Raw genomic sequence first — 22,394 nt, 5'->3', positions numbered from 1 at the left:
CGTTTTTTTATCCGATAATAACCTTTTCCTTAGGATAATGGAATGTTTCTTTCCTTCCCTTGCCTCTTAACATCAGAAGACAGGTAACAATTCCAACTCTTCCGATAAACATTAAGATAATAATCAGTATTTTACCGAACGTTGATAAATTCGGTGTTAACCCCAGCGACAATCCGTTTGTTCCGAACGCAGAAGTGACCTCAACGATCACAGGAATCACGCTGCTGTTTTCAGTAATGGATAAGATGATGATTGACATCAAACACAGGAATGCTCCTGTTGTCATGACTATAAAAGACTTTATTACATCGTCGTGGTGTAATTCCCTTTTAAATATTTTAATAGTCCCTTTGCCTTGGGCATAGAAAAATATCGTTAAAATAATAATGGCAAAAGTAGTTGTTCTAATTCCTCCGCTTGCACTGCTCGGTGAACCGCCAATAAACATTAACAGCGACATAAATAGCTGATTGCTTTGCGTGAATTCACTTAAATCTGTAGTCGCAAGGCCTGCACTCTTGGTTGTAACAGAGTGGAAAAAGGAATAAAAAAAGGATTGGTGCCAATTTTTATCCGCAAAAAAATGATGAATGTCCAGGAGGAAAATAATGATTCCGCCAAGTAGAGTAAGGATTACAAAGGTCAAGGTTGTTAATTTTGTAAACAGGGTAAAGTGAAATTTTTTTTTGCTCTTTAAATTTAAGAAGAAATCAAGTACCTCTACAATCACAGGAAACCCGATTGCTCCAATGATAATTAAGAGCATAACCATAAATTGAACAAAGTAGTCATGGTCATAAGGAATTAGGGATGCTCCCGTAAGATCGAATCCAGCATTCGTTGTTGCACTGATAGAGATAAAAAAACCATGTTTGAACGCGGGTAAGGCCCTGTCATAATATTTTAGTAAATGAATACCTAATATAATTCCTCCGATAAATTCAATTGTAATGATAAAAATAAATATTCTCTTGGCCAAATGGACCAATCCTGAAAGGTTTGATTGATTGTGGTCAATCATGAGCAATTGCCTTTCCTTTAATCCCACTTTTTTTCCCAGCATCACCCAAAGAAACGTACTTAAAGACATAACGCCAAGCCCTCCTACTTGAAGAATGGCGCAAAGTAGAAAAACCCCAAAATTATTAAACGTATCCTTCAAGGAAATGACGCTTAAACCGGTAACGCTGATGGCGCTTGCAGCTGTAAACATCGCATCAATAAAGCTAATTCTTACATTTGGAAGGTGCACGAAAGGTAATTTCAATAGAAGTGTCGAAATAATTAGTGCAGATAAATAAAAGATAAAAATTAATTGAAATGTCGAAAATTCCCTCGTCTTCAATTGAAGCTTCTTCATTGAGTCCATTTAAATTCATTCCTTATATAATCTCCCTGTTATTCTATAATAAGCTTTGCAAATTGTAAAAGGCCGGAAAGAAACAATATTGTGAATCATACAATTTCAATAAGGAAATGAATCTATTAGCTTCTTAATTTTGCGTTATGCAGAGGGAAGTGGTTTATAGGGTGGAACAGTCGTATTTAATTAAGCCCATGCTTGATGGGTCATATCCCGTTATCGATTATGGAAAAGGCGTCTATTTATATGACAAGAACGGAAAGAAGTACTTAGATGCCGCTTCTGGGGCTGTCACAGCCAATATCGGTCATGGAGAAAAAGAGATTATTAAGGCGATGGAGGAGCAGGCCCAAAAAGTCTCGTTCGTGTACCGCTCGCAGTTTACCAGTGAAGCAGCTGAAAAACTAGCTAAAAAGATTGCTAAGCTATTGCCGGGAGATTTGAATTGGAGCTTTTTCGTCAACAGCGGTTCCGAAGCCACAGAAACTGCCATGAAAATGGCAATCCAATATTGGCAGGAAAAAGGAATTACCACGAAAAATAAGATTTTGTCCAGATGGGTTAGTTACCATGGGATAACTTTGGGAGCGCTTTCGATGTCCGGCCATCCTGGAAGAAGGGCAAGATTTGTTCCACTTTTAGAGGAGTTTCCAGTCATCCATCCCCCTTATTGCTACCGCTGTCCATACCATCTTGAAGCACCTGCCTGTCAATATCTCTGCGCCCGTGAGCTAGAAACTGCCATCAACAGAATCGGGGCAGATAAAATTGCCGCCTTTATCGCAGAGCCTGTCATAGGTGCTGCAGGCGGAGCCATTTCCCCGCCAAAGGATTATTTAAAAGTGATAAAGGAAATTTGTGATGACCATGACATTCTGTTTATTGCAGACGAAGTAATGACAGGAGCTGGCCGGACTGGTGCGATGCTGGCATCTGAGCATTGGGGCGTCATTCCAGATATTGTCGCCTTAGGAAAGGGACTTGGAGCGGGATATGCACCGATTGCGGCTGCTGTTGCCAGCGATAAAATCATCGAGCCGATTCTGGCCGGCTCCAAAGTGGTCATGAGCGGTCATACATTAAGTGCCAATCCACAAAGCTGTGCTGTCGCTTTAGCCGTCCTTGAATATTTAGAAAAAAACCAGATTATGAGAACAGTTGAAAGCAAGGGTGAGTTTTTACGAAAGGAACTTGAGAAACTAAAGAGCCAATTTTGGTTTATAGGGGATGTCCGAGGGATGGGCCTTCTACTCGGAATTGAATTTGTGGAGGACCAAACGTCAAGAAGACCGTTTCCTAGAAATGCGCAAGTTACGCAAAGAATGGTGGAGCTTGCCAAGGAAAAAGGGCTGATCGTATACCCTGCAGGTGCAGGAATAGATGGGGTAAATGGTGACTCGATTATAATTTCACCTCCATTAACTATTACCGAAGTAGAAATGAATGAATTAATTTACTTATTAAAGGAAGCATTTTCAGTCTTTTCAAAGGAAATTAATTTATCGGAATGACTGGGTGGTGTGAAAAGATGGAAAACCCATTTAGGAAAATCACAACCTTGGAGAAGGTCATGGAGTTTTTTCATGATGGAATGACGTTAATGTTTGGCGGCTTTGGCGGTGTAGGGACTCCGCCAGGTTTAATCGATGGGATTCTCGAAAAAGGGATACGAAATTTGACACTAATCGGAAATGACACTGGTTTTCCCCATATTGGAATCGGAAAATTGGTCAGCCAGGAAAGGGCGAAAAAAGTGATTGCCTCGCATATAGGGTCAAATCCATTTGCCGGTCTGTTCATGCATGAGGGGAAGCTCGAGGTGGAGTTTTCCCCACAAGGCATTCTCGCTGAAAGAATTCGTGCGGGCGGTGTTGGACTCCCTGGAATTTTATCCGATATCGGCAAGGACATTGATCTGGTAGCGGGAGGTAAACAGAGGGTCTTGCTGAATGGTAAAGAATATTTAGTTGAGGAAGCATTAACAGCGGAGGTTTCCATCGTATTTGCGAAAAAGGCTGATGAATATGGAAATTTAATTTATGACAAGAGTGCCCGTAATACCAATCCGCTTGTGGCCATGGCAGGTACCATCACGATTGCCGAAGTAGAAGAAATTGTTCCCCTCGGCACTCTTGATGCGGAAGAAATTATCACGCCCGGAGTATTCGTGGATTACATCATTCCAACTAAAGGGGTGAACTGGAAATGGGCATGGGAGTAGATATACGTAATAAACTAGCGAAACGTGCCGCCGAAGAAATTCAAAATGGGATGGTAGTGAATCTTGGTATCGGCATTCCTTCCCTCGTTCCTAATCACCTCAAGAAAGGGGTAAACGTTATTTTTCATGCGGAAAATGGCATTACTGGAATGGGGCAAAGTCCGATAAAAGGTGAGGAAGACGAAAACCTTTGCAATGCAGGGGGATTTCCTGTCACGTTAAACATCGGCGGTTCCTATTGTGATAGTGCGGTTTCGTTTGGCATGATCCGCAGCGGCAAAATAGATATCACGATTTTAGGCTCCCTTCAGGTAAGCCAGAAGGGAGATTTAGCGAACTGGATTGTACCTGGCAAGAAGGTCCCGGGAATGGGCGGGGCAATGGAGCTTGCCCAAAAGGCAAAGAAAGTTATTGTCCTGATGAACCACTGTGATAAACATGGCAACTCAAAAATCGTCAAGGAGTGTACGCTGCCCCTTACTTCCAGGGAATGTGTGGATTTGATTATTACGGAATTAGCTGTTTTTCAAGTGACAGACGAAGGACTGCTTTTAACAGAAATTTTTGCCCAAGGTAATCTTGAAGATATAGTCAATAAAACCCAATGTGAATTTGCTATTAGTGAAAATTTGAAAGAAATCCCCTATTAAATGCAGCATAGTTAATAAAGGGAGTGGTGCAGATGCAAAATCATGAAGCTCAAATCAACACCTGGTTGAAGGAAAACCGGGCAAGAGGGGCGAGGCTCTTGCAAATCCTTGTCAGGGAAAACTCCACAAGAGGGAACGAAAGCAGTGCCCAGGCGATTCTCATTGAAAAATGCCGCCAGCTTGGATTAACACTTGATATTTGGGAAATTGGCAGTGAAGACTTAAAAAATCATCCAGCCTACTGCTGTGATCGACATAACTTCGAGGGAAACCCCAACTTAGTTGCTGTGTTAAAGGGCACAGGCGGAGGAAAATCTCTCATCCTCAATGGTCATATTGATGTGGTTCCGGTTGGCAATGAGTCAAGCTGGGAACGGGATCCCTTTAGCGGGCATATCGAATGCGGAAAGCTGTACGGCAGGGGGGCAACCGATATGAAAGGGGGAACCGCCGCCCTTTTAATGGCTCTTGAGTCCATTATTGCCTCTGGAATAAAGCTTAAAGGCGACGTGATTTTTCAGAGTGTTATAGAAGAGGAAAGCGGCGGAGCGGGAACGCTTGCGGCTGTACTAAGAGGATACTGTGCCGATGGAGCGATAATCCCAGAACCGACGAATATGAAAATTTTCCCGAAGCAGCAGGGCTCTATGTGGTTTAGAATTACCGTAAAAGGCAAGGCAGCACACGGAGGAACTCGCTACGAAGGCGTTAGTGCAATTGAGAAATCGGTAAAAGTCATTCAAAGATTGCAGCAATTAGAGAAAGACCGGAATGCCAAAATTTCAGAACCGCTTTATCAAAAAATCCCAATCCCAATTCCTGTTAATATTGGAAAAATCACAAGCGGTGAATGGCCGTCATCGGTGCCTGACACTGCTGTGATTGAAGGCAGGATGGGGGTTGCCCCGAATGAAACAATGCAATCTGCTCAGGCTGAAATGGAAGCTTGTCTTAACGAGCTTAATGAGCAGGATTCTTGGTTTAAGGACCATCCTTTAACCATCGAATGGTTTGGCGGCAGATGGCTGCCCGGTAATATGGAAAGCAGCCATCCATTAATGAAGGAGCTTTCTGCGAGTTTTCGAGAGGTCAATGGGGAGGAACCAGTGGTGGAGGCAAGCCCATGGGGAACCGATGGCGGAATTCTATCAGCCGTGGGGAATACGCCAGTTGTTGTGTTCGGCCCAGGGACTACGGAAATTGCCCATGATGCCAATGAATATATCATTCTCGATGAAATGTTTGCCGCAAGCGAGATTATCGCTCTAACCATTTTGAAATGGTGCGGAGTACAGGAATAGTGTTGTAAAATCAAAATACTGCAGGCGAAATGTCTGGCTTGGAAAAGCCAGACATTTTTCTGAAAAAAATAGAAATTAATTTTTTGAAAAAGGGGTGATGATGTTGAATCATTTACCAACAACAATTTTTGAAAATCATTCCACCTTCTATATGGAAGTCTGTATTGACCCATTTAATAAACGAATCCGAGTTGACGACTATCGCGGGAATATAAAGAAAATCCTGGTAAGGGCAGAGGAACTCGTCAAACAGCATCAGGTGGAAAAGCTAATCATCAAAGCTCGAATGGAAGATACGATTTCCCTTTTTGAATTTGGTCTTCAGCCTGAAGCAATCGTAGACCATTATTTCCGGGGTTCGGATGCATATTTTTATACAAAATATTATATTTCTGATCGGAAGAAAAACGACCATTGGATGACCGAAGACGCAATCATTCACAGTATTTATCAATTGGATCATGTCCAGCAAAATTTAACCCCGCCAAAAGATTACGAGATTAAAAAAGCTGATGAAAACCAGGCAGCCAAGCTATCTGCTCTTTACCGGCAGGTGTTTCAAATTTATCCTACTCCATTAAATGACCCGGAATATATAAAAAAGACAATGCAGGGTGGGACAATCTATTATGTCTTTTTACATCAGGGGGACATCGTCAGTGCAGCTTCTGCGGAAATAAACGATTTTTATAAAAATGCAGAATTAACAGATTGTGCAACGCTTCCGGAGCACCGGAAATATGGACTGATGAAGATTCTCCTGAATGAACTTGAGGGTGAATTAATTAAAAAAGGGATTTTTTGCAGCTATTCAATCGCCAGGTCATTGTCATTTGGGATGAATGCGGCCCTATATCAGCTCGGCTATTCTTACCGCGGAAGGCTCATGAATAATGTCTATATTTATGACAAGCTGGAGGATATGAATATGTGGGCAAAGAATTTGGCTGGCTGCTAGCTTTTTGGCAGATGGTGCCCGTTTTTCGGCACCAGGTATACTGGCGGAGGGGCAGGTGAAATAATGGGCCAATTAACTGCTTTAACACAGGAAGTTCTAAGTGCCATTTTAAAAAGTATTGATGAAGGAATCCATGTGGTTAATATCGAAGGGAAGACCATTTTTTATAATGAAGTAGCGGCAAGGCATGATGGAATGGAGGTGACAGAGGTTCTTGGGAAGCACCTGTTAGAGGCTTTCCCTTCCCTAACAGAAGATTCAAGCACCTTGTTAAAGGTCATCAAAACAGCTAAGCCAATCTATAACCAGACCCAAGAATACGTTAATTTACATGGCGCCAGAATTGACACCATGAATACTACCTTGCCAATTCTGCTGAATGATGAAATTATCGGTGCAGTTGAAATTGCAAAAGATTATTCGCGGATGAAACTGCTTGCGGAAAGGCTGCTAGACCTGCAAAAAGGACTGAACAAAAGCAAACGGAAAAAGACCCCTCCACAGGTCCGCTATACGTTAAATGATTTAAAAACGGTAAACCCAATCTTCAATAGAATGAAGGAGGAAGCCAGGAAACTGGCAAAATCGGATTCTCCCATCCTTGTATACGGTGAATCTGGTACCGGTAAAGAATTATTTATACAAGGAATTCATCATGAATCAAGACGGTCAAACGGGCCCTTTATTGCGCAAAATTGCGCTGCCATCCCTGAAACCCTGCTTGAAAGTATGCTGTTTGGAACGGCCAAAGGAAGCTATACGGGAGCCGTTGACAGAAAAGGGTTATTTGAGCTTGCTGATGGGGGCACCCTGTTTCTTGATGAACTTCACGCGATGCCAATTGAATTGCAGGCGAAGCTTCTTAGGGTTTTTGAGGAGGGGATGGTCAGAAGGGTGGGGAGTTCTGAAACCAGTGCCGTGGATGTCCGTGTCATCGCTGCGATAAATGTTCATCCAAATAAATTACTTCAAGAAGAAAAACTGCGCTCTGACCTTTATTATCGCTTAAATGTATTTACCTTTTCTTTGTTGCCGCTTCGGGAAAGAAAGGAAGATATCATTTATTTATGCAAATTCTTCATACAAGAATATAATCATAAACTCAAAAAAAATATCCTAGGAATGGAAGAAAAACTGGAATTCCTCTTCATGGATTATCAATGGCCTGGAAATGTCCGTGAATTAAAACATACATTGGAATATATGATGAATGTCTGCAATGGCAGTTTATTAACCACTGAAGACTTGCCAATCATGTTAAAGCAGCATTCATCCCTTATAAGAAGGAATGTCAGGGAATGTGTAAATATATCACTGCGTCAACATGTTGATGACCTTGAAAGAAAACTGATCATCGAGGCGTTGGAACAATCCGGCGGCAATGTAAAACAGGCTGCCGAGCTTTTGGAAATCCCAAGACAGACTTTACAATATAAATTAAAAAAATTGATGTAATGTTAATGGGTGCCGACTTTTCGGCACCTTTTCATTTTCTAAAAATGAAAAAAGTATTCAATTCCTCCTTCGGACCGGCAGGACACAAACGGGCACCTTTGTTTTTCGCTTTGGCACGATACTTGCATAATATTAAAGTAAGCAAGGAGTAGGAGGAATAATGAATGAAACAATACTTATATAAGCCTGACCGGCATTGGAAAGACATAGAGCTTTGGAAAGATGTAACGGAAGATCAGTGGAACGATTGGCTTTGGCAGTTAACCAATACAATTCGTACCCTTGACGATTTAAAAAAGGTAATCAATCTTACCCCCGATGAAGAAGAGGGTGTAAGAATCTCAACTAAAACCATCCCCTTAAACATTACACCTTATTACGCATCCCTAATGAATCCTGATGATCCACGCTGTCCAATCAGAATGCAATCTGTCCCAGTCGGAAAGGAAATTTATAAGACAAAATACGATCTTGAAGATCCCTTATATGAAGACGAGGATTCGCCGGTTTCGGGATTAACACACCGTTATCCAGACAGGGTTTTATTTCTGGTCACGAATCAGTGCTCGATGTATTGCCGCTATTGTACAAGACGGCGGTTCTCCGGGCAGATTGGTATGGGCGTCCCGAAAAAGCAGCTTGATGCAGCCATTTCCTATATACGGCAGACCCCGCAGGTAAGGGATGTTCTTATTTCCGGCGGAGACGGGCTGTTAATCAATGATAATATTTTGGAATATATCTTGAAGAATTTGCGCGAAATCGACCATGTCGAAATTATTCGTATCGGGACAAGAGCACCTGTTGTTTTTCCACAAAGAATTACGGAAAACCTTTGCAACATTTTAAAAAAATACCACCCTATTTGGCTAAATACACATTTCAATACTTCAATTGAAATAACAGAAGATTCGAAACGTGCGTGTGAAATGCTAGCAAATTCCGGTGTTCCTGTTGGCAATCAGTCCGTTATCCTTGCCGGAATCAACGACAGTGTTCCGATTATGAAAAAATTAATGCATGACCTCGTGAAAATTCGGGTACGGCCATATTATATTTACCAATGTGATTTGTCAGAAGGGATCGGACATTTCCGTGCCCCAGTTTCCAAAGGGCTTGAAATCATTGAGGGACTTCGCGGCCATACTTCTGGGTATGCAGTACCTACCTTTGTGGTAGATGCTCCCGGCGGCGGCGGAAAAATTGCTCTGCAGCCGAATTATCTGATTTCCCAAAGCCCGGAGAAAGTTGTCCTCCGCAATTTTGAAGGAGTGATTACCTCTTATCCGGAGCCGGAAAATTATCTGCCTGGCAGAGCAGATGCCTATTTTAAAGAGGTTTATCCAGATATAGATGAGAAAAAATCGCTCAATGGCATCGCTGGAATTATGAATGACCAGCATTTTAATCTTGTTCCGGAAGGTTTGTCGAGATTAAATCGCCGTAAGGGATACACCGAAGATCCTGCCCACTCCACATTAAAGGATAAGCGAAGCAAGCGGGATGAATTAAAGGAGAAAAAGTATCAAGCGTTAATCCAAAAGGAAAATGAAACGGAACAAAATACCGAAGTAAAGGCAGACTCGCCAACAGAGTAGGGAAAGGAGTTGATGGTCTTGGTTTGTGAATGGTGCAGCAGTGAAAACGTAAAAAGTGTTTCCAGTACAGTTTATTGGGAATTGCCTGATGGCTCGAGGGCAATTGAAATCACGGAGACACCTGCTTTCGACTGTCCTGATTGTTCCATGGTATATCAAAGCGAGGCGACCATTAAAGAAATAGAAGATCAATTATTTTTAATTGACAGCAAGAAGGTGGGGAAGATCATTACTTTTAAGGAGCTTATGAGCATCCCTCGCTTATTAAAAAGAAACTACTTTGATTTTTCATAAGTACTGGACACGTGAGAGTGGTTGGATTAATATTTATTGATAAAAAGAAGTCTTTTTAGAAAGGCGTTTTATCAATGAATAAATCATTTTACCATTTTTTAATGAAATACCGGCATCCGGCCCCAAAAGACGCAATCAGCCGGTTTGCCAATCACGCCTATTTGGATCATGACTTTCCTAAATATTCACTGGATTATTATGAACTAACGGCCTATCTTGAACTTAACGGCCATTATTTGGATTCTATGTCAACCTTTGATGAGGCCTGGCAGATATATACTTTGTCAGAGTATAAAGACCGATAAATCGCCTTCATGATGAGGCGATTTTTTCATTTTAAAAATGTCTAGCGCTTTTAAAAAGATGTTCGCATATACTATTGTAATCAAAATTCACGGCTAATCTTTAAAGGGGAGGAGAGGAAATGACAAAAAGGAAAAAACCAAAGTATAAAATAGGTGATACGGTTGTGATTACAATTTACGGGACTGTAGGCAGAGTGACGGATGTGAAATGGCTGGACGGAGATTATGTGTATGAAGTCAATAAAAGCCATGGTTTATTTAATGAATCAGCATTGGAATTGCTCTCAGAATATGATGGCAAGGTCTTAGAACAGGAACAAATTGATATAGAATACAAGTTTTTTATCGGCGATTTGGTTCAAGTTAGCGGCTATGGTGCGGATCTTTTTAAAGTGATTGGCTTTCGGACAGAAATTTGGCGCTATAAAGAAGACGCCTGGGAAGATGTCATTTACGAATTGTCAAGGGTAAGTGACGGGGAATGGCTGGAAGTCGGGGAAGAAGAACTGACACTTGTCGCTGATGCAGAAAGTGCTGATACATTTATTCAAAAGCTTGGTCTTTTATACTTAGTGAACAAACAAGATAAAACCACAAAAAGCCCAAATATACAGAACATGGTGAGAAAAGCAGAATTTGAAGAAATTTCTCGCAAAAAGGAGAAAAAAGAATTAATTGATAATCTATTAGACATATTTAATGACTACCGAATTCTTTATGAATTATTTCATGATCAAGAATATTATCAAGTTATGCGGGTTATCCTGAAGAAGTTGGAAAGTCTTGTTAATAACGATGGCAAAAGCCATGTCTAGCTGTCAGGTTAATATTTCAAACAATAGATAAAAAATAAATGGAATACCAGCCCATTTAATAAGAAAAAACAAGGAATCTAAGATTTTTTCGAAATATTGGAGGGTGATGCCATCCTCACGATTTACATCTTCCATCCAAGCCTCAAGCTTCCAAAGTAAATTCGTCATACAATCACCTCGTCGATATCTTATTATTCATCCTATGCTTGTCCAGCAATTTCAGAACTGAAAAATTTTAATCTTCAATAGAATTTCACCTCGAACCAATTAGACATCCCAAAGTAACTAGCATGAAAAAGCTTTAACGGTCATACATTCTGTAAAAAGGGGGCGATGACTTGAGAGAAATTGAAGTATTTATTGATACAGAAGAAATTGCTGAATTTTTCTTTCACGAACTTGTCAAAAGAGGATACGTTCCTAGCGAAGAGGAATTAGAGGAAATCGCAGACATTACGTTTGAATATTTAATTGAAAAAAGCATTATTGATGAAGAAGTACAGGATGATTAAGTTATAACTGCTTTCCTAAAAAAATGACTATTATATAGATGAAAACGAAAGACGAGCAGTCCATGCTCGCTTTTTGTTTTATACGGGTAAAACGTCCTAAAAATTTTAAAAATCGCGAAACCTTTTTTTGTCCCTCTCGTATATATGAATACGAAAGATTGGGGGGATATGGATGTTCAAAAAAATCCTTAAATCAATTTTTAAGAACCAGCTTCATCATCAAAAGTATGGGTCTTCAAGTGATCATTGGAAAAAAAAGAACCATTATAAGCACAGCCAGATGGGGCATTATCACTATAAAAAGAAGCATAAAAGCGGCAGCTTCCTGTCTAGTTTCTTTAGCAGTTAACTGTGAAAAAAAAAGGTCCGCCGAAATGTATAAAAGATTAATATTAGGTTTATCAAGTTTCATTGAAAAGCCGTTTTCCAAAGAAGAAATAATTTCTGGCCGCTATAAAGTGATGGAGCATCTTGGGATGGGGAGTTACGGACATAGCTATTTAGTACTTGATCTTTCCTCCCAAGATTACAAGGTTTTAAAAGCATTAAGGCTTCATAAAAGAATCACCAGGACTGGCCTGAGAGGGTTTGAATTTGAAAAGAAATTGCTGAACTCCATTCACCATCCGGGTTTCCCACATTACTTTGAGGGGGGTACATATAGACATATACCGTATTTTACAATGGAATATATCGAGGGTAAGAATTACGAGCAGCTTATTTTCTCTGAGGGATGGAAGTTAACCGAAAGAGAAGCTTTTTCCATTGGCTATGAGCTGCTTGAGATGATCGGCTATCTTCATGAGCGGGATATTGTTCATAGGGATATCCGGATTCCAAATGTAATTTTTGACGGGTCAGCGATTAAGTTAATTGATCTGGGGTTAGCCAGATCTTTGGGTACCGTCGGAGGTAAAAAATCCAAGGAATCGAACCCCCGGAAAGAGCTGAATTTCCAGGCTGATTTTTATGGTCTGGGTCACTTTTTGCTGTTTTTGATATATTCAAACTTCTCATTTCCTGAAAATAAGAGGGAAATGAGCTGGGAAAAGGAATTAGATATAACAGACAATGCTAAACACATTTTACGAAAATTGCTCATGCTTGAGACTCCTTATGACAATTGCATACAAGTAAAAAAAGATATACAAAATCTTATGAATGATTTAGGAGGAATAAACAATGTCACTCTTTAACAAAATGTTTGCCAGTGTTGGAATTGGCGCGGCGACCGTGGACACGAAGCTTGAAAAGGACACCTACATGCCGGGAGAAACAGTGAAAGGTGTTGTAGAAATAAAAGGGGGTAAAGTGGATCAACAGATTGATGAAATTTACCTTGCTTTAAATACTACCTACTTAAAAGAATCGGATGACCGTAAGTATACGGTCACTGCCACCATCGACCGTTTCCGGATTACTACACCGTTTAAAATTAATGTAAATGAGAAAAGGGAAATCCCGTTTACGTTCCAGTTGCCATATGATACTCCCTTATCTATTGGAAGGTCTAAAGTGTGGGTTTCCACTGGATTAGATATTAAAGGAGCAGTGGATCCAGGGGACAAAGACTATCTCAAGGTTGTCCCCAACCAGTTAATGTCTGCGGTTTTTGATGCTGTCGACAGCCTTGGATTTAGAATTCGTGAGGCCGATTGTGAAGAAGCGCCGAGAAGATTGCGCGGACGCCTGCCATTTGTTCAAGAATTTGAGTTTGTTCCGGTGTCCGGATCATTCCGTGGACGCTTAGATGAGCTTGAAGTTGTGTTCTTCCCTGCTGGAAATGGAGGCCTTGACCTAATGTTCCAGGTCGACCGCAAGGCAAGAGGACTTTCTGGTTTATTCTCAGAAGCACTCGGAACGGATGAAACAAACGTAAGAATGACCGTTACCAATTCAGATATCCCTTCTCTAAGACAGCAGATCCAAAATGTGATTGGCAGATATTCATAATAATTAATAAGTGGTTAAACAATGGTGCTGTTCATATGGTGCCATTGTTTTTTATAAAAAACTACTTTTCGACAAAAATAGTGTTGTTTCTTTGAAGGAATCGACAATACCCGTCTTTAATTATTAAAATAGACAAATTATTCTAATAATTGGAGGGGTATTATGATCAAAATGCTGACAAGAAGGACCTATATTCAATATGATGTGACGCTCTTTCAAACTCCAAAACATCGCGAAAGGAAAGGGCATAAACAGGTTTACCGGACAACCATTCAAGCAGGCAGCAGAGAACAGTGTCTTCAGGAAACCTTTAGCCAATTTAATGTTACGGATAGAATCCCTCCCAATTATAGAGGGAGATTTCTATCCACGTGGGATATTGTTTTAATTGATGAGGGGCGCGGTGGTCAATATTATTTTCAACTTCAGCCTGGCGGCTGGTTCCCGATAAATAGAATAATTCTTTTTACAGATAGAGAAGGCTGACCCGTTTTGTCAGCCTCTTTTAATGCATTAGTGCTTTCTGCCTCCGGTAGCACTATCCTCTTTTGCATGTGCCTCATGTTCAGCAATGATGGCTTCCGGCGGCACGTGATTATTTTTTTTCTGCCCGCGAATTCGGTTTCGATGTTTTTTTCCCATTTTCAAACCTCCAATAGTAATTTTCAAAATATAAATTTGGGCCTACAAATATAATTCCCCACAAAAAATAAAAAATCATGATTTTTCTCATTTTGGTTTTTATTAAAAAATGCTGTATGTTATAGTGACTATGGTGCAACATGTTATTGCACATACATAATAAGGAGGGTTCCATTGATGAGTGTACATATCGGCGCAAAAGAGCATGAAATTGCTGAAACAGTACTTCTTCCGGGAGATCCGCTTCGTGCCAAATACATTGCTGAGACGTTTCTAGAGGGGGCAGTGTGCTATAACGAAGTTCGGAATATGTTTGGATTTACTGGTACATATAAAGGGAAAAAAATATCCGTTCAAGGAACAGGAATGGGAGTTCCGTCCATTTCTATATATGTGAATGAATTAATCCAAAGTTATAATGTAAAAAACTTAATTCGGGTCGGTACATGCGGTGCCATCCAAAAGGATGTAAAAGTCCGTGATGTCATCTTGGCAATGACCAGCTCAACGGATTCTAATATCAATCGGCTGACGTTTGGACATGTTGATTATGCTCCTGCGGCAAATTTTGATTTGTTGAAAAATGCCTATGATGCAGGGGTGCAGAAGGGGCTTAACTTAAAAGTAGGCAGCGTTTTTACAGCGGATTCCTTTTATAACGATAATGCCGAGCTTGAAAAGTGGGCGAAATATCAAATCCTTGCTATTGAAATGGAAACAACAGCGCTTTATACTCTTGCTGCCAAGTTTGGCCGGCGGGCTCTATCTATTTTAACTGTCAGTGACCATATTTTAACCGGTGAAGAGACAACGGCCGAAGAAAGACAATTGACCTTTAATGATATGATAGAAGTCGCATTGGAAGCAGCTATTAAGGAATAATCGACATAACCCCCTTCCGGAATGAAGGGGGTTACTATTTTTAATTAATATTTAATAATTTTTTCATTAACTTTTCTTTGTTAAATTTATTAAAAAGATGTTATTCTAAACACTAAGGGTAATTTTTAGATTTATAAAGTGCTTCAAAAATTATAGCGAGTCTTGACTTTGCTAGTCACGAAAGCAAGTCGGCTTCTTATTTTGATGGTTAATGAAAGTGGTGAAGGCTTTGGAAGAAGAGAAAATGGATCAGGAAAAAGTTGAGCAGGAGCAAATGTCGGATAACAATAAGCCGGGATATATTCGTTTAAAAAGATTTCACTTTATTATGCTGCTTTTTTTGATTGTTTTTTTATCAGCAGGAATCACTACAGTTGCCCTTTCATTTGGTGATGAAAAAGTAGTGACAGTTAACAACGACCGAAAAGAATTTGCAAAACTGTATGAAGCATTTGACACCTTAAATAAGGATTATTACAAAAAGGTAAATGATCAAAAACTGATTAATGGAGCCATTAACGGAATGGTGGAATCCTTGGACGATCCTTATTCTGATTATATGAGCAAAGATGAGGCCAAGAATTTTAATAACAGCATTTCTTCATCGTTTGAAGGAATTGGCGCTGAGATTCAAGAAAAAGACGGTCATATTATGATTGTCTCGCCGATAAAAGGGTCCCCGGCGGAAAAAGCCGGTTTACAGCCTAATGACATTATTCTTTCAGTTGATGGAAAAAACCTTCAAGGCATGACATCTACTCAGGCTGTAACCATTATCAGGGGTAAGAAGGGATCGAAGGTCGAATTGTCCATTAAGAGAACAGGACAAGATACCCCGATTTCTGTACCGATTATCCGCGATCAAATCCCAATTGAAACGGTATATGGGGAAATGGTTGATGACAAAATCGCAAAAGTGCAAATTACAAGCTTTTCAACTAATACCGCAAAAGAATTGACAAGCACATTAAATGACTTGCAGAAGAAAGGGATGAAAGGTCTTGTATTAGATCTTAGACAGAACCCAGGCGGTCTTTTGGACCAGGCTGTAAGTATATCGAGTATGTTTGTTCCGAAAGGAAAAGTAATTGTTAAGGAAGAGGACCGTAATGGCAAGATAAAAGAAATTGCATCACAAAATGCCGGCAGTCCAAATCTTCCTTTAGTTGTTCTGATTGATAAAGGCAGCGCCAGTGCATCTGAGATCCTAGCTTCTGCGGTTAAAGAATCAGCTGGTGTTACATTGGTTGGCGAAAAATCGTTCGGGAAAGGAACTGTGCAGACTGCTTCCAATTTCACAGACGGCTCCAACCTGAAATTTACGATTGCCAAGTGGCTGACACCTAATGGTAATTGGATTCATAAAAAAGGGATTAAGCCTGATGTGGAAGTAGCATTACCGGATTATGCATCCTTGTCAATCATTAATCCTGATAAAGAGCTGTCATTATCTTCATCTTCAGCTGAAGTGCAAACCGCTCAGAAAATGTTAAAAGCCATTGGTTTTGATCCGGGCCGTGAAGATGGATTTTTTGATGAAAAGACAAAAGAGGCTGTAACTGCATTACAGACAGCCAATAACCTGCCGGCTGATGGAATCCTAAAAGGTGACTCTACCATGAAACTGATGGAACTATTAAGGGAAAAAATCAAATCTGACGATACCCAAGTTCAAAAAGCAGTCGAAGTCTTAAGAGAAAAAATGCAATAAACGAAGGGCCTGCCACCCTGCTGCTTAAGTTAAGCAGCAGGGTGGCAGGCTTATTAAATTTAATGAATGAACATGACTTCTTCAGGTAACTCTTTAAATAGTATATTTTTTGTATTTAAAGGGGGATTTATGAAGAAGATATCCATCATTTGGCTATTGATCGGCATCCTCCTCGTCGGGCAAAGGGTTCAGGCCGATAGCGATATCAGTTATAAAATCGAAATGCTTGATTGGAAACAGGTCGATAAAATATTGCCGCGGTATTCTAAATTTACCGTCATCGATCTGGAAACGGGGAAACGATTTAAGGTGCAGCGGCGTGCTGGCAGCAATCATGCGGATGTCCAACCATTAACCGTAAAAGATACGAAAATCATGAAAAAAATTTATGGCGGAAAATGGAGCTGGAAACGCAGGGCGATAATCGTCATGGATCAAAAAGACAATTGGATTGCTGCTTCCATGCATGGAATGCCACACGGTGCCGGTGCTTTAAAAAATAATTTTCCTGGCCATTTTTGCATTCATTTTTATGGGAGTACAACGCATCGGACAAATTCCATGGATTTATCCCATAAGCTGATGATTCTCAAATCAGCCGGAAAATTGGACGATTATCTAGGTGAAGCCAATCCTTACGAGGTAATCAATGCTTACATAACTGGCTTTAAACAACAGGATGCAAACATTATTTCAGAGGCATCGGTGCAAAATATCCGTTTGAAGCCAATTCTAAAGAATATTGAAAATGTTAGAATTTCACGCATGGAGTTATTGCCACCAGAGGATTTATTAGAAGAAATTAGCTTGGAGGTTCCCGTTGAACTTGATTGGGTGATAAAAAATCGCGGCCGACAAATCTATAAAGGGGCTATTCATTTGGTGCGATTTTCTCCTGCAGATGCTTGGAAGATTGATTCGAAGCAATTTATTAAAGCAAATAACCTATAAACAAAAAACACCTTAATGAGAGGAGATTTCCTCCATAAGGTGTTTTTTTGTGAAATACTAGATTGGCTGTTCGCCATGTTTGATGAATGTTCGTTCATCTTCAATTAATCCGCAGGCCCCGCACTGAACTCGATAATCAGGTCCGTTGTACGGAAGATGAAACGGTTCTAACTCATTACTGGCGTATTCTCGAATGACAGAGCCCGACTGGGGATCCATTTTTACGGAATGAGATACTTGTTGAATAATATTAAAACGGCTTCGATTGGTTTTACAATTTGGACATCTGTATGGTGTTGTCATAGGTTTCTCCTTTCATTGACTTGTTAAAATCTATTTTTTGCAATAATATTGGTAAGTATGTACAATTCAAGTGAAGAGACAGGAGGGGAAAATAAATGAAAAAATATCTTTGGTGTGTGCTGTCTATTCTTTTTTTAATTTTGGCAGCCTCTTGCGGTAAACAGGATAATCATAACGCAACCAATGAGCCTCCGCAAATAATAGAGGTAGCTCTCACTATTAAACCGGAAAAAGCAGAACTAAATAAGCCGGTTATATTTGAGGCAAAGGTAACTCAAGGAAAAGAAGCAGTTGAGGACGCAGATGAAGTGACGTTTGAGATTTGGCGGTCAAAGGACGAAAAACATGAAAAAATCAATGTTAAACATGCGGAAAATGGAATTTACCGATTAGAAAAGTCCTTTCCAACAGAAGGTACCTACTATGTAATTTCCCATGTGACTGCAAGAGACATGCACAGCATGCCCAAAAAGGATTTCGTTGTCGGTACACCAAGTGAACCCGAAGACCCAAATGCAAGCCACTCAAATATGGATATGAAAGGTCACGACAATTCTACTAATGGACATTAAAAAAGACAGCCTTTGGCTGTCTTTTAGACCTTAGCATCTTTTATACCTTTCTTTTCAAGCTTTTCTTTTATCTTAGCTCTTATTTCTTCAGAAAAATCCCCTTCATAAGACGTTCCTACTGTTAAATGTCCTGATAGTTCATTAATATCTAACTGACCAAAATTGATGGTGCTATCCTGCTTTCCCACTGTCAATTTTTCAATCAAAGATTTATTTAGATTATGCCAATTTAAATTAACATTTTTTACATTCGGTTTTGTTGACTCTGTTTCTTGTTTAAATTCCTGTATAGCCGCCTTAAGAACAGCAATTCTTTTCTCTAACTCGGAAATTTTTTTATGCCCTTGCTGCTTGGTGAATTTTCCTGAGAAAATTTGCATCATTGTGCTTTATTCAGGATCGGTAGAGTTAAAGGTTATAGGAATGTCTTCAACTTCTTCTAGATTAATGGGCATAAAAATCATTAAAATCCCGTTTTTAATATCTGTCTTTATTTGGTGGCTGACCGTTGGATACGGAAGTATTAATTCCTTCTTAAACTTCCGATTAGCCCGTTCTTTAATATGATACTTGCGATTAGTCTGCAGTGATTTAAATTCCCCTTTGATGGTAAGCACCTGCTGCTGGATGGATATATTGAGATGATCCCGTACCAATCCGGGGACCTCAGCTTCAAGGATCAGCATATTATCCTCCTCGAATAAATCACATTTTGGAAAAAAATCGCTGATGGTTTGTGGATTGAAAGGGGCTGCAGAAGTTTGCTTGGAATCGAAAATATTGTTCCAAAAATCCTCCGATTGGAAGCTATGCGCTGCATCCATCCATTTTTTTAATTTATCAATCTCCATCATATCACCCCTTGAAAATGGCCAGTTATTTCATCTTATTAATTTGATAAAAAAACATGCAAGAAATGTAGTATTACAAAATTTCCGTTACATCAATCTGTGAAAACTGCATATCGATATTTTTCGGGATTTTCACTTCAAGGGTGCCATCTTTATAGTTTGCTGCTGCACCTTTCTTTTTGACAATGGCTGGGAGGGTGATGGTGTGTTTATCTCCGGGTTCGGGGATGTGTTCGAGAATAAGCTGATTTGACGTATGATACAGGCGAAGTTTTTTGATCCATTCTTCATCTTTAATGGGGATCCTTACAAATACGTAATCGTGTGTCTCAAAGGCTGAGGAGTTTAATGCCCCGGTTCCAGGCTGAGAAGTGGAGGATTGCGGCCCAAAGCCACTGAACATTTCCTGCGGGTTCATCATTCCTTTCATATTTCCGGGTAAAACCTTGCCAATGATATCCTGAACGTATTTGTCGATCTCATCTGGTTTCATTTTTTGAAGAGATTCCCTCACGTCTTTGTTAAAAGGGAACATATTCCATGGGAACATAACATTACATCCTTTCGATTGCTAAAAATTATATTTGATTCAAAATCGGGGCTGAAGGGTTAGCAATTTGGTCCTGATCGGTAATATCAATATCGGTATAAACATTGACATGACCGGAGGATGAAGGAGATAAATCACCAAAGGCCATATTCGTACCGATTAATTTTTGGTTGGAGGTATGGCTGTTTTGGACAATCGGGCCAAAATCAATGTTGGCATTATTATTCATGGCATTTGTTTTAATGTTAAATATATTAATTTGAAAAGGCATGATAATTTTTCAGTCCTTTATATGGGATTTGAAAAGACGTTAGATGGATTCGCGATATCTCCCATATCATTGATGTCCGGATCAATAAAGACATTCTCCATAGCTGCAGTCGGCGGTGCGAAATCTCCATAGGATGCATTTTGTCCCTGGGATTTAGTATTGGCCGTGTGAGCATTATGAAGTGCGTCACCGATGTTGACAGACCCATTGTTTGAGACACTGTTGATTTTAAAGCTGAAAATGTTGATAACAGTCTGCATGCTGTCACATCCTTTACACATTGTTACGGTATAGTATGCAGATGAATGCCCATAGGTTATTAAATCTTGGGATTACCATCCAAGGATATTGTCCAGTGCAAAGTAAATATTTGCATAAATAGAGGATTCTTTTTAACATATAGTATAAGGTGAAAATATATTTAGAGAGGTAATTGTTTGTGGGAAAACGAACAGCTTTGATTACAGGAGGGGTATCTGGAATAGGAAAGGCAACAGCCTTCCACCTTGCAGATAAAGGGTATCAGCTTATAATCAACTATCGTAATAGTGAAGCGGAAGCAAATTCTTTAGCAAAGCAATTAGACAGGCGATTTGGAACAAAAAACCTTGCCATTCAAGGTGATGTCGCCAATGAAGGGGATTGTCACCGCATTGTAAAGGAAGCCGTATCAGCATATGGGACCATCGACGTGTTTATACATAATGCAGGGCCTTATGTACATGAGCGAAAAAAGCTTGCGGAATACACCGTTGACGAATGGAATTATATCCTTCAAGGAAATTTAAGTTCTTTTTTTTATTTATCGAAAGAGATTATCCCTTTAATGCGAAAACAAAAATGGGGAAGAATTATTACATTAGGCTTTGACAGGGCAGAAACTGCTCCTGGCTGGATTTACCGTTCTGCCTTTGCATCTGCAAAAACTGGCCTAGCCTCCTTAACCCGGACCATTGCGTTAGAGGAAAGAGAATACGGCATTACAGCAAATATGGTCTGTCCAGGGGATATCACAAATGAATGGAAAGAAAAGAATATTATCGAAGCCACAGAGGCGAAAATCAGTGCAGCAGCATTCGAAAGACAGGGAACTGGCGAAGATATCGCTCGTGTGATCGGTTTTATCGTAGAGGAAAATTCTGATTTTATTACGGGTAGCATTATTCCTGTTACCGGGGGTTGTGATGTTTTAGGAAAGGTTTTTAAAAGTTAATATAGACACTGAGAAATGATTTATAATTTTTTGAACTATTTGATAGTCAAGTATGATAGCAGCTCCTTTTGTTAATAATAGTAAGTAATCATCGACGAAAGGAGCAAAGAATATGAGTTTTAACCTCAATCGAATTAATCCTAATCAAACCCAAGTGTTTTTTCATGATGGCCGCTTTGAAACGCTGACAAATGAGGAACTAGAAGAATTTTTGCTCCATATGGGTCTTAGTGATATAAATGAATCAATGGAACAAAACGTAACGGAATAATTTGTTATCTTACTAAAAAAGGCAATCGGGGTTTTATTAACCACGACTGCCTTTTCTTTTGCAATCAGCTTTATGCTTCGAGACGCTGGGATTCTCCTGAATTTGAGCCGTTTCGCAGCAAATTTAAGGTATAAAGGTCTTTAGGAATTTCATATAAATCAAAAATGTCACCATTTGCATTTAATTGTTCATACAACGCTTTTCTAGATTCATTTGCTTTCATAACATAGGGGAGTTTTTCCGCCGCTTTTATGGAGCGAATATTAACTTTACGGATTCTCATAAAAACTGTTTCGATGCCTAATTCATAAAATAACTCTTGAAAAAATGCGTCTTTAGCTAAACTATTGTAGCCTTTACCATGATATGGTTTTCCGAGCCATGTTCCCAGAAATCCGGCGTTGCCCTCAACATCAAATAAGCTGATGGTCCCGATTGGTGATCCCCATTCATCAAGGATCGTACGGGATATGATCTCCCCGCGCTCTTCTGCTTCAATGGTTTGTTTTGTCATAAATAAAAATTCCTCATAGGAAGCGGCTTTTTGGCGCACAAAAGGGAAGACATCTGGATGCGTAATTAGATCGTATAATTCGTGGCTGTCATGTACATCGCGTTTTTTTAACATGATTATCCCTCCATATTAGGGCATACCGATCCCATGTCAAAAGAAGCGGCCCACCCTCGAAATTTTTTTAAGTTGAAAAAAAATTTCGGGGTGGGAATCGAACCCACTAGAACCAGTCAAAACT

The 22,394-nt window shown here is 39.9% G+C and carries 31 protein-coding genes; 21 read left to right on the top strand and 10 right to left on the bottom strand.

What is annotated here, in order from left to right; translation table 11 throughout:
• Window positions 1-7: 7 nt before the first annotated feature.
• Window positions 8-1,360, bottom strand: a complete 1,353-nt coding sequence (locus tag V5M37_RS19995) for a TrkH family potassium uptake protein (RefSeq protein WP_423802652.1) — start codon at window positions 1,358-1,360, stop codon at window positions 8-10.
• A gap of 170 nt (window positions 1,361-1,530) precedes the next feature.
• On the opposite strand from V5M37_RS19995, the gene V5M37_RS19990 reads away from it, so the two are divergent.
• From V5M37_RS19990 to V5M37_RS19945, 10 genes are all read left to right on the top strand, one after another.
• A complete protein-coding gene (locus V5M37_RS19990; protein ID WP_423798855.1) occupies window positions 1,531-2,874 on the top strand; it encodes an aspartate aminotransferase family protein in 1,344 nt (447 codons plus the stop codon).
• Window positions 2,875-2,891: 17 nt separating this feature from the next.
• A complete protein-coding gene (locus tag V5M37_RS19985) occupies window positions 2,892-3,584 on the top strand; it encodes a CoA transferase subunit A (RefSeq protein WP_423798854.1) in 693 nt (230 codons plus the stop codon).
• Window positions 3,569-4,234: a 3-oxoacid CoA-transferase subunit B gene (locus tag V5M37_RS19980; protein ID WP_423798853.1), complete on the top strand. Its 666-nt coding sequence runs from the start codon at window positions 3,569-3,571 to the stop codon at window positions 4,232-4,234. Before V5M37_RS19985 ends, V5M37_RS19980 begins: the two co-directional genes overlap by 16 nt.
• 32 nt (window positions 4,235-4,266) lie before the next feature.
• Window positions 4,267-5,535, top strand: coding sequence for a peptidase (locus V5M37_RS19975; protein ID WP_423798852.1), 1,269 nt, complete (start codon window positions 4,267-4,269; stop codon window positions 5,533-5,535).
• Window positions 5,536-5,635: 100 nt separating this feature from the next.
• A complete protein-coding gene (gene ablB / locus V5M37_RS19970; RefSeq protein ID WP_423798851.1) occupies window positions 5,636-6,493 on the top strand; it encodes a putative beta-lysine N-acetyltransferase in 858 nt (285 codons plus the stop codon).
• A 63-nt stretch (window positions 6,494-6,556) separates the two neighbouring features.
• A complete protein-coding gene (locus V5M37_RS19965; RefSeq protein WP_423798850.1) occupies window positions 6,557-7,948 on the top strand; it encodes a sigma-54 interaction domain-containing protein in 1,392 nt (463 codons plus the stop codon).
• 164 nt (window positions 7,949-8,112) lie between these two features.
• Complete coding sequence (ablA, locus tag V5M37_RS19960) at window positions 8,113-9,546, top strand: lysine 2,3-aminomutase (RefSeq protein WP_423798849.1); 1,434 nt, start codon at window positions 8,113-8,115, stop codon at window positions 9,544-9,546.
• A gap of 12 nt (window positions 9,547-9,558) precedes the next feature.
• Window positions 9,559-9,840, top strand: coding sequence for a YokU family protein (locus V5M37_RS19955; RefSeq protein ID WP_213145325.1), 282 nt, complete (start codon window positions 9,559-9,561; stop codon window positions 9,838-9,840).
• A gap of 74 nt (window positions 9,841-9,914) precedes the next feature.
• Window positions 9,915-10,145 carry a YozE family protein gene (locus V5M37_RS19950; RefSeq protein WP_213145133.1) on the top strand — a complete coding sequence of 77 codons (231 nt, stop codon included), beginning with the start codon at window positions 9,915-9,917 and terminating at the stop codon, window positions 10,143-10,145.
• Window positions 10,146-10,264: 119 nt separating this feature from the next.
• Window positions 10,265-10,960 carry a hypothetical protein gene (locus V5M37_RS19945; RefSeq protein WP_213145134.1) on the top strand — a complete coding sequence of 232 codons (696 nt, stop codon included), beginning with the start codon at window positions 10,265-10,267 and terminating at the stop codon, window positions 10,958-10,960.
• A 3-nt stretch (window positions 10,961-10,963) separates the two neighbouring features.
• Here the strand turns inward: V5M37_RS19945 and V5M37_RS19940 are convergent, their stop codons facing one another.
• On the bottom strand, window positions 10,964-11,128 hold the full coding sequence (locus V5M37_RS19940; protein WP_423798848.1) for a hypothetical protein: 165 nt from the start codon (window positions 11,126-11,128) through the stop codon (window positions 10,964-10,966).
• Window positions 11,129-11,298: 170 nt separating this feature from the next.
• Between V5M37_RS19940 and V5M37_RS19935 the strand changes: the two genes are divergently transcribed.
• The 5 genes from V5M37_RS19935 to V5M37_RS19915 all read left to right on the top strand — a co-directional run bounded on the left by V5M37_RS19935 (window position 11,299) and on the right by V5M37_RS19915 (window position 13,911).
• Window positions 11,299-11,472, top strand: coding sequence for a YozD family protein (locus tag V5M37_RS19935; protein WP_213120491.1), 174 nt, complete (start codon window positions 11,299-11,301; stop codon window positions 11,470-11,472).
• A gap of 172 nt (window positions 11,473-11,644) precedes the next feature.
• Window positions 11,645-11,821, top strand: a complete 177-nt coding sequence (locus V5M37_RS19930; RefSeq protein WP_241114008.1) for a hypothetical protein — start codon at window positions 11,645-11,647, stop codon at window positions 11,819-11,821.
• Window positions 11,822-11,846: 25 nt separating this feature from the next.
• The gene (locus V5M37_RS19925; RefSeq protein WP_423798847.1) at window positions 11,847-12,668 is read left to right on the top strand and encodes a serine/threonine protein kinase; all 822 of its coding nucleotides are present in this window, start codon (window positions 11,847-11,849) and stop codon (window positions 12,666-12,668) included.
• Entirely contained in the window at window positions 12,655-13,425 is a 771-nt protein-coding gene (locus V5M37_RS19920) for a sporulation protein (protein ID WP_423798846.1), read from the top strand. Before V5M37_RS19925 ends, V5M37_RS19920 begins: the two co-directional genes overlap by 14 nt.
• A gap of 162 nt (window positions 13,426-13,587) precedes the next feature.
• Window positions 13,588-13,911 carry a YodL domain-containing protein gene (locus V5M37_RS19915; protein ID WP_423798845.1) on the top strand — a complete coding sequence of 108 codons (324 nt, stop codon included), beginning with the start codon at window positions 13,588-13,590 and terminating at the stop codon, window positions 13,909-13,911.
• A 27-nt stretch (window positions 13,912-13,938) separates the two neighbouring features.
• Here V5M37_RS19915 and V5M37_RS19910 read toward each other — a convergent pair whose 3' ends face one another.
• A complete protein-coding gene (locus V5M37_RS19910; protein ID WP_213120496.1) occupies window positions 13,939-14,067 on the bottom strand; it encodes a hypothetical protein in 129 nt (42 codons plus the stop codon).
• A gap of 177 nt (window positions 14,068-14,244) precedes the next feature.
• Between V5M37_RS19910 and deoD the strand changes: the two genes are divergently transcribed.
• The 3 genes from deoD to V5M37_RS19895 all read left to right on the top strand — a co-directional run bounded on the left by deoD (window position 14,245) and on the right by V5M37_RS19895 (window position 17,611).
• Window positions 14,245-14,949, top strand: a complete 705-nt coding sequence (gene deoD, locus V5M37_RS19905; RefSeq protein WP_423798844.1) for a purine-nucleoside phosphorylase — start codon at window positions 14,245-14,247, stop codon at window positions 14,947-14,949.
• A gap of 244 nt (window positions 14,950-15,193) precedes the next feature.
• Window positions 15,194-16,660, top strand: coding sequence for a S41 family peptidase (locus tag V5M37_RS19900; protein ID WP_423798843.1), 1,467 nt, complete (start codon window positions 15,194-15,196; stop codon window positions 16,658-16,660).
• A gap of 129 nt (window positions 16,661-16,789) precedes the next feature.
• Entirely contained in the window at window positions 16,790-17,611 is an 822-nt protein-coding gene (locus V5M37_RS19895; protein WP_423798842.1) for a hypothetical protein, read from the top strand.
• A 57-nt stretch (window positions 17,612-17,668) separates the two neighbouring features.
• On the opposite strand, the gene V5M37_RS19890 is transcribed toward V5M37_RS19895, so the two are convergent.
• Window positions 17,669-17,914 carry a DNA alkylation repair protein gene (locus V5M37_RS19890; RefSeq protein ID WP_241114009.1) on the bottom strand — a complete coding sequence of 82 codons (246 nt, stop codon included), beginning with the start codon at window positions 17,912-17,914 and terminating at the stop codon, window positions 17,669-17,671.
• 95 nt (window positions 17,915-18,009) lie between these two features.
• On the opposite strand from V5M37_RS19890, the gene V5M37_RS19885 reads away from it, so the two are divergent.
• Entirely contained in the window at window positions 18,010-18,486 is a 477-nt protein-coding gene (locus V5M37_RS19885; RefSeq protein ID WP_423798841.1) for a FixH family protein, read from the top strand.
• Between the two features lie 23 nt (window positions 18,487-18,509).
• Here the strand turns inward: V5M37_RS19885 and V5M37_RS19880 are convergent, their stop codons facing one another.
• From V5M37_RS19880 to V5M37_RS19860, 5 genes are all read right to left on the bottom strand, one after another.
• Entirely contained in the window at window positions 18,510-18,869 is a 360-nt protein-coding gene (locus tag V5M37_RS19880; RefSeq protein ID WP_423798840.1) for a hypothetical protein, read from the bottom strand.
• A gap of 6 nt (window positions 18,870-18,875) precedes the next feature.
• Entirely contained in the window at window positions 18,876-19,337 is a 462-nt protein-coding gene (locus V5M37_RS19875) for an Hsp20/alpha crystallin family protein (protein WP_423798839.1), read from the bottom strand.
• A gap of 73 nt (window positions 19,338-19,410) precedes the next feature.
• Window positions 19,411-19,887 (bottom strand): Hsp20/alpha crystallin family protein, encoded by a 477-nt coding sequence (locus V5M37_RS19870; protein ID WP_213120503.1) that lies wholly within the window; start codon window positions 19,885-19,887, stop codon window positions 19,411-19,413.
• Between the two features lie 28 nt (window positions 19,888-19,915).
• On the bottom strand, window positions 19,916-20,158 hold the full coding sequence (locus V5M37_RS19865) for a spore germination protein (RefSeq protein WP_213120504.1): 243 nt from the start codon (window positions 20,156-20,158) through the stop codon (window positions 19,916-19,918).
• A gap of 17 nt (window positions 20,159-20,175) precedes the next feature.
• Window positions 20,176-20,418 (bottom strand): spore germination protein, encoded by a 243-nt coding sequence (locus V5M37_RS19860; protein WP_213120505.1) that lies wholly within the window; start codon window positions 20,416-20,418, stop codon window positions 20,176-20,178.
• A gap of 179 nt (window positions 20,419-20,597) precedes the next feature.
• Here V5M37_RS19860 and V5M37_RS19855 point away from each other — a divergent pair, with 179 nt between their 5' ends.
• The gene (locus V5M37_RS19855; protein ID WP_423798838.1) at window positions 20,598-21,371 is read left to right on the top strand and encodes an SDR family oxidoreductase; all 774 of its coding nucleotides are present in this window, start codon (window positions 20,598-20,600) and stop codon (window positions 21,369-21,371) included.
• 112 nt (window positions 21,372-21,483) lie between these two features.
• On the top strand, window positions 21,484-21,642 hold the full coding sequence (locus V5M37_RS19850; protein WP_213120507.1) for a hypothetical protein: 159 nt from the start codon (window positions 21,484-21,486) through the stop codon (window positions 21,640-21,642).
• A 70-nt stretch (window positions 21,643-21,712) separates the two neighbouring features.
• On the opposite strand, the gene V5M37_RS19845 is transcribed toward V5M37_RS19850, so the two are convergent.
• The gene (locus V5M37_RS19845; RefSeq protein WP_423798837.1) at window positions 21,713-22,270 is read right to left on the bottom strand and encodes a GNAT family N-acetyltransferase; all 558 of its coding nucleotides are present in this window, start codon (window positions 22,268-22,270) and stop codon (window positions 21,713-21,715) included.
• Between the last annotated feature and the right edge of the window lie 124 nt (window positions 22,271-22,394).

The sequence above is a fragment of the Neobacillus sp. SAB-20_R2A genome, from assembly GCF_049568635.1.
Classification (GTDB): domain Bacteria; phylum Bacillota; class Bacilli; order Bacillales; family Cytobacillaceae; genus Neobacillus; species Neobacillus citreus.
The sequence above is the reverse complement of the archived record's forward strand: the minus strand, read 5'-3'. Positions and strand labels throughout refer to the sequence as shown.

Excerpts from the sequence above, each read along its gene's own strand:
- V5M37_RS19995 (WP_423802652.1), bottom strand. The coding sequence starts at position 1,360 with ATGAAGAAGCTTCAATTGAAGACGAGGGAATTTTCGACATTTCAATTA.
- V5M37_RS19985 (WP_423798854.1), top strand. The coding sequence starts at position 2,892 with ATGGAAAACCCATTTAGGAAAATCACAACCTTGGAGAAGGTCATGGAG.
- V5M37_RS19980 (WP_423798853.1), top strand. The coding sequence starts at position 3,569 with ATGGGCATGGGAGTAGATATACGTAATAAACTAGCGAAACGTGCCGCC.
- V5M37_RS19975 (WP_423798852.1), top strand. The coding sequence starts at position 4,267 with ATGCAAAATCATGAAGCTCAAATCAACACCTGGTTGAAGGAAAACCGG.
- ablB (WP_423798851.1), top strand. The coding sequence starts at position 5,636 with ATGTTGAATCATTTACCAACAACAATTTTTGAAAATCATTCCACCTTC.
- V5M37_RS19965 (WP_423798850.1), top strand. The coding sequence starts at position 6,557 with ATGGGCCAATTAACTGCTTTAACACAGGAAGTTCTAAGTGCCATTTTA.
- ablA (WP_423798849.1), top strand. The coding sequence starts at position 8,113 with ATGAAACAATACTTATATAAGCCTGACCGGCATTGGAAAGACATAGAG.
- V5M37_RS19955 (WP_213145325.1), top strand. The coding sequence starts at position 9,559 with ATGGTCTTGGTTTGTGAATGGTGCAGCAGTGAAAACGTAAAAAGTGTT.
- V5M37_RS19950 (WP_213145133.1), top strand. The coding sequence starts at position 9,915 with ATGAATAAATCATTTTACCATTTTTTAATGAAATACCGGCATCCGGCC.
- V5M37_RS19945 (WP_213145134.1), top strand. The coding sequence starts at position 10,265 with ATGACAAAAAGGAAAAAACCAAAGTATAAAATAGGTGATACGGTTGTG.
- V5M37_RS19940 (WP_423798848.1), bottom strand. The coding sequence starts at position 11,128 with ATGACGAATTTACTTTGGAAGCTTGAGGCTTGGATGGAAGATGTAAAT.
- V5M37_RS19930 (WP_241114008.1), top strand. The coding sequence starts at position 11,645 with ATGTTCAAAAAAATCCTTAAATCAATTTTTAAGAACCAGCTTCATCAT.
- V5M37_RS19925 (WP_423798847.1), top strand. The coding sequence starts at position 11,847 with ATGTATAAAAGATTAATATTAGGTTTATCAAGTTTCATTGAAAAGCCG.
- V5M37_RS19920 (WP_423798846.1), top strand. The coding sequence starts at position 12,655 with ATGTCACTCTTTAACAAAATGTTTGCCAGTGTTGGAATTGGCGCGGCG.
- V5M37_RS19915 (WP_423798845.1), top strand. The coding sequence starts at position 13,588 with ATGATCAAAATGCTGACAAGAAGGACCTATATTCAATATGATGTGACG.
- V5M37_RS19910 (WP_213120496.1), bottom strand. The coding sequence starts at position 14,067 with ATGGGAAAAAAACATCGAAACCGAATTCGCGGGCAGAAAAAAAATAAT.
- deoD (WP_423798844.1), top strand. The coding sequence starts at position 14,245 with ATGAGTGTACATATCGGCGCAAAAGAGCATGAAATTGCTGAAACAGTA.
- V5M37_RS19900 (WP_423798843.1), top strand. The coding sequence starts at position 15,194 with ATGGATCAGGAAAAAGTTGAGCAGGAGCAAATGTCGGATAACAATAAG.
- V5M37_RS19895 (WP_423798842.1), top strand. The coding sequence starts at position 16,790 with ATGAAGAAGATATCCATCATTTGGCTATTGATCGGCATCCTCCTCGTC.
- V5M37_RS19890 (WP_241114009.1), bottom strand. The coding sequence starts at position 17,914 with ATGACAACACCATACAGATGTCCAAATTGTAAAACCAATCGAAGCCGT.
- V5M37_RS19885 (WP_423798841.1), top strand. The coding sequence starts at position 18,010 with ATGAAAAAATATCTTTGGTGTGTGCTGTCTATTCTTTTTTTAATTTTG.
- V5M37_RS19880 (WP_423798840.1), bottom strand. The coding sequence starts at position 18,869 with ATGATGCAAATTTTCTCAGGAAAATTCACCAAGCAGCAAGGGCATAAA.
- V5M37_RS19875 (WP_423798839.1), bottom strand. The coding sequence starts at position 19,337 with ATGGAGATTGATAAATTAAAAAAATGGATGGATGCAGCGCATAGCTTC.
- V5M37_RS19870 (WP_213120503.1), bottom strand. The coding sequence starts at position 19,887 with ATGTTCCCATGGAATATGTTCCCTTTTAACAAAGACGTGAGGGAATCT.
- V5M37_RS19865 (WP_213120504.1), bottom strand. The coding sequence starts at position 20,158 with ATGCCTTTTCAAATTAATATATTTAACATTAAAACAAATGCCATGAAT.
- V5M37_RS19860 (WP_213120505.1), bottom strand. The coding sequence starts at position 20,418 with ATGCAGACTGTTATCAACATTTTCAGCTTTAAAATCAACAGTGTCTCA.
- V5M37_RS19850 (WP_213120507.1), top strand. The coding sequence starts at position 21,484 with ATGAGTTTTAACCTCAATCGAATTAATCCTAATCAAACCCAAGTGTTT.
- V5M37_RS19845 (WP_423798837.1), bottom strand. The coding sequence starts at position 22,270 with ATGTTAAAAAAACGCGATGTACATGACAGCCACGAATTATACGATCTA.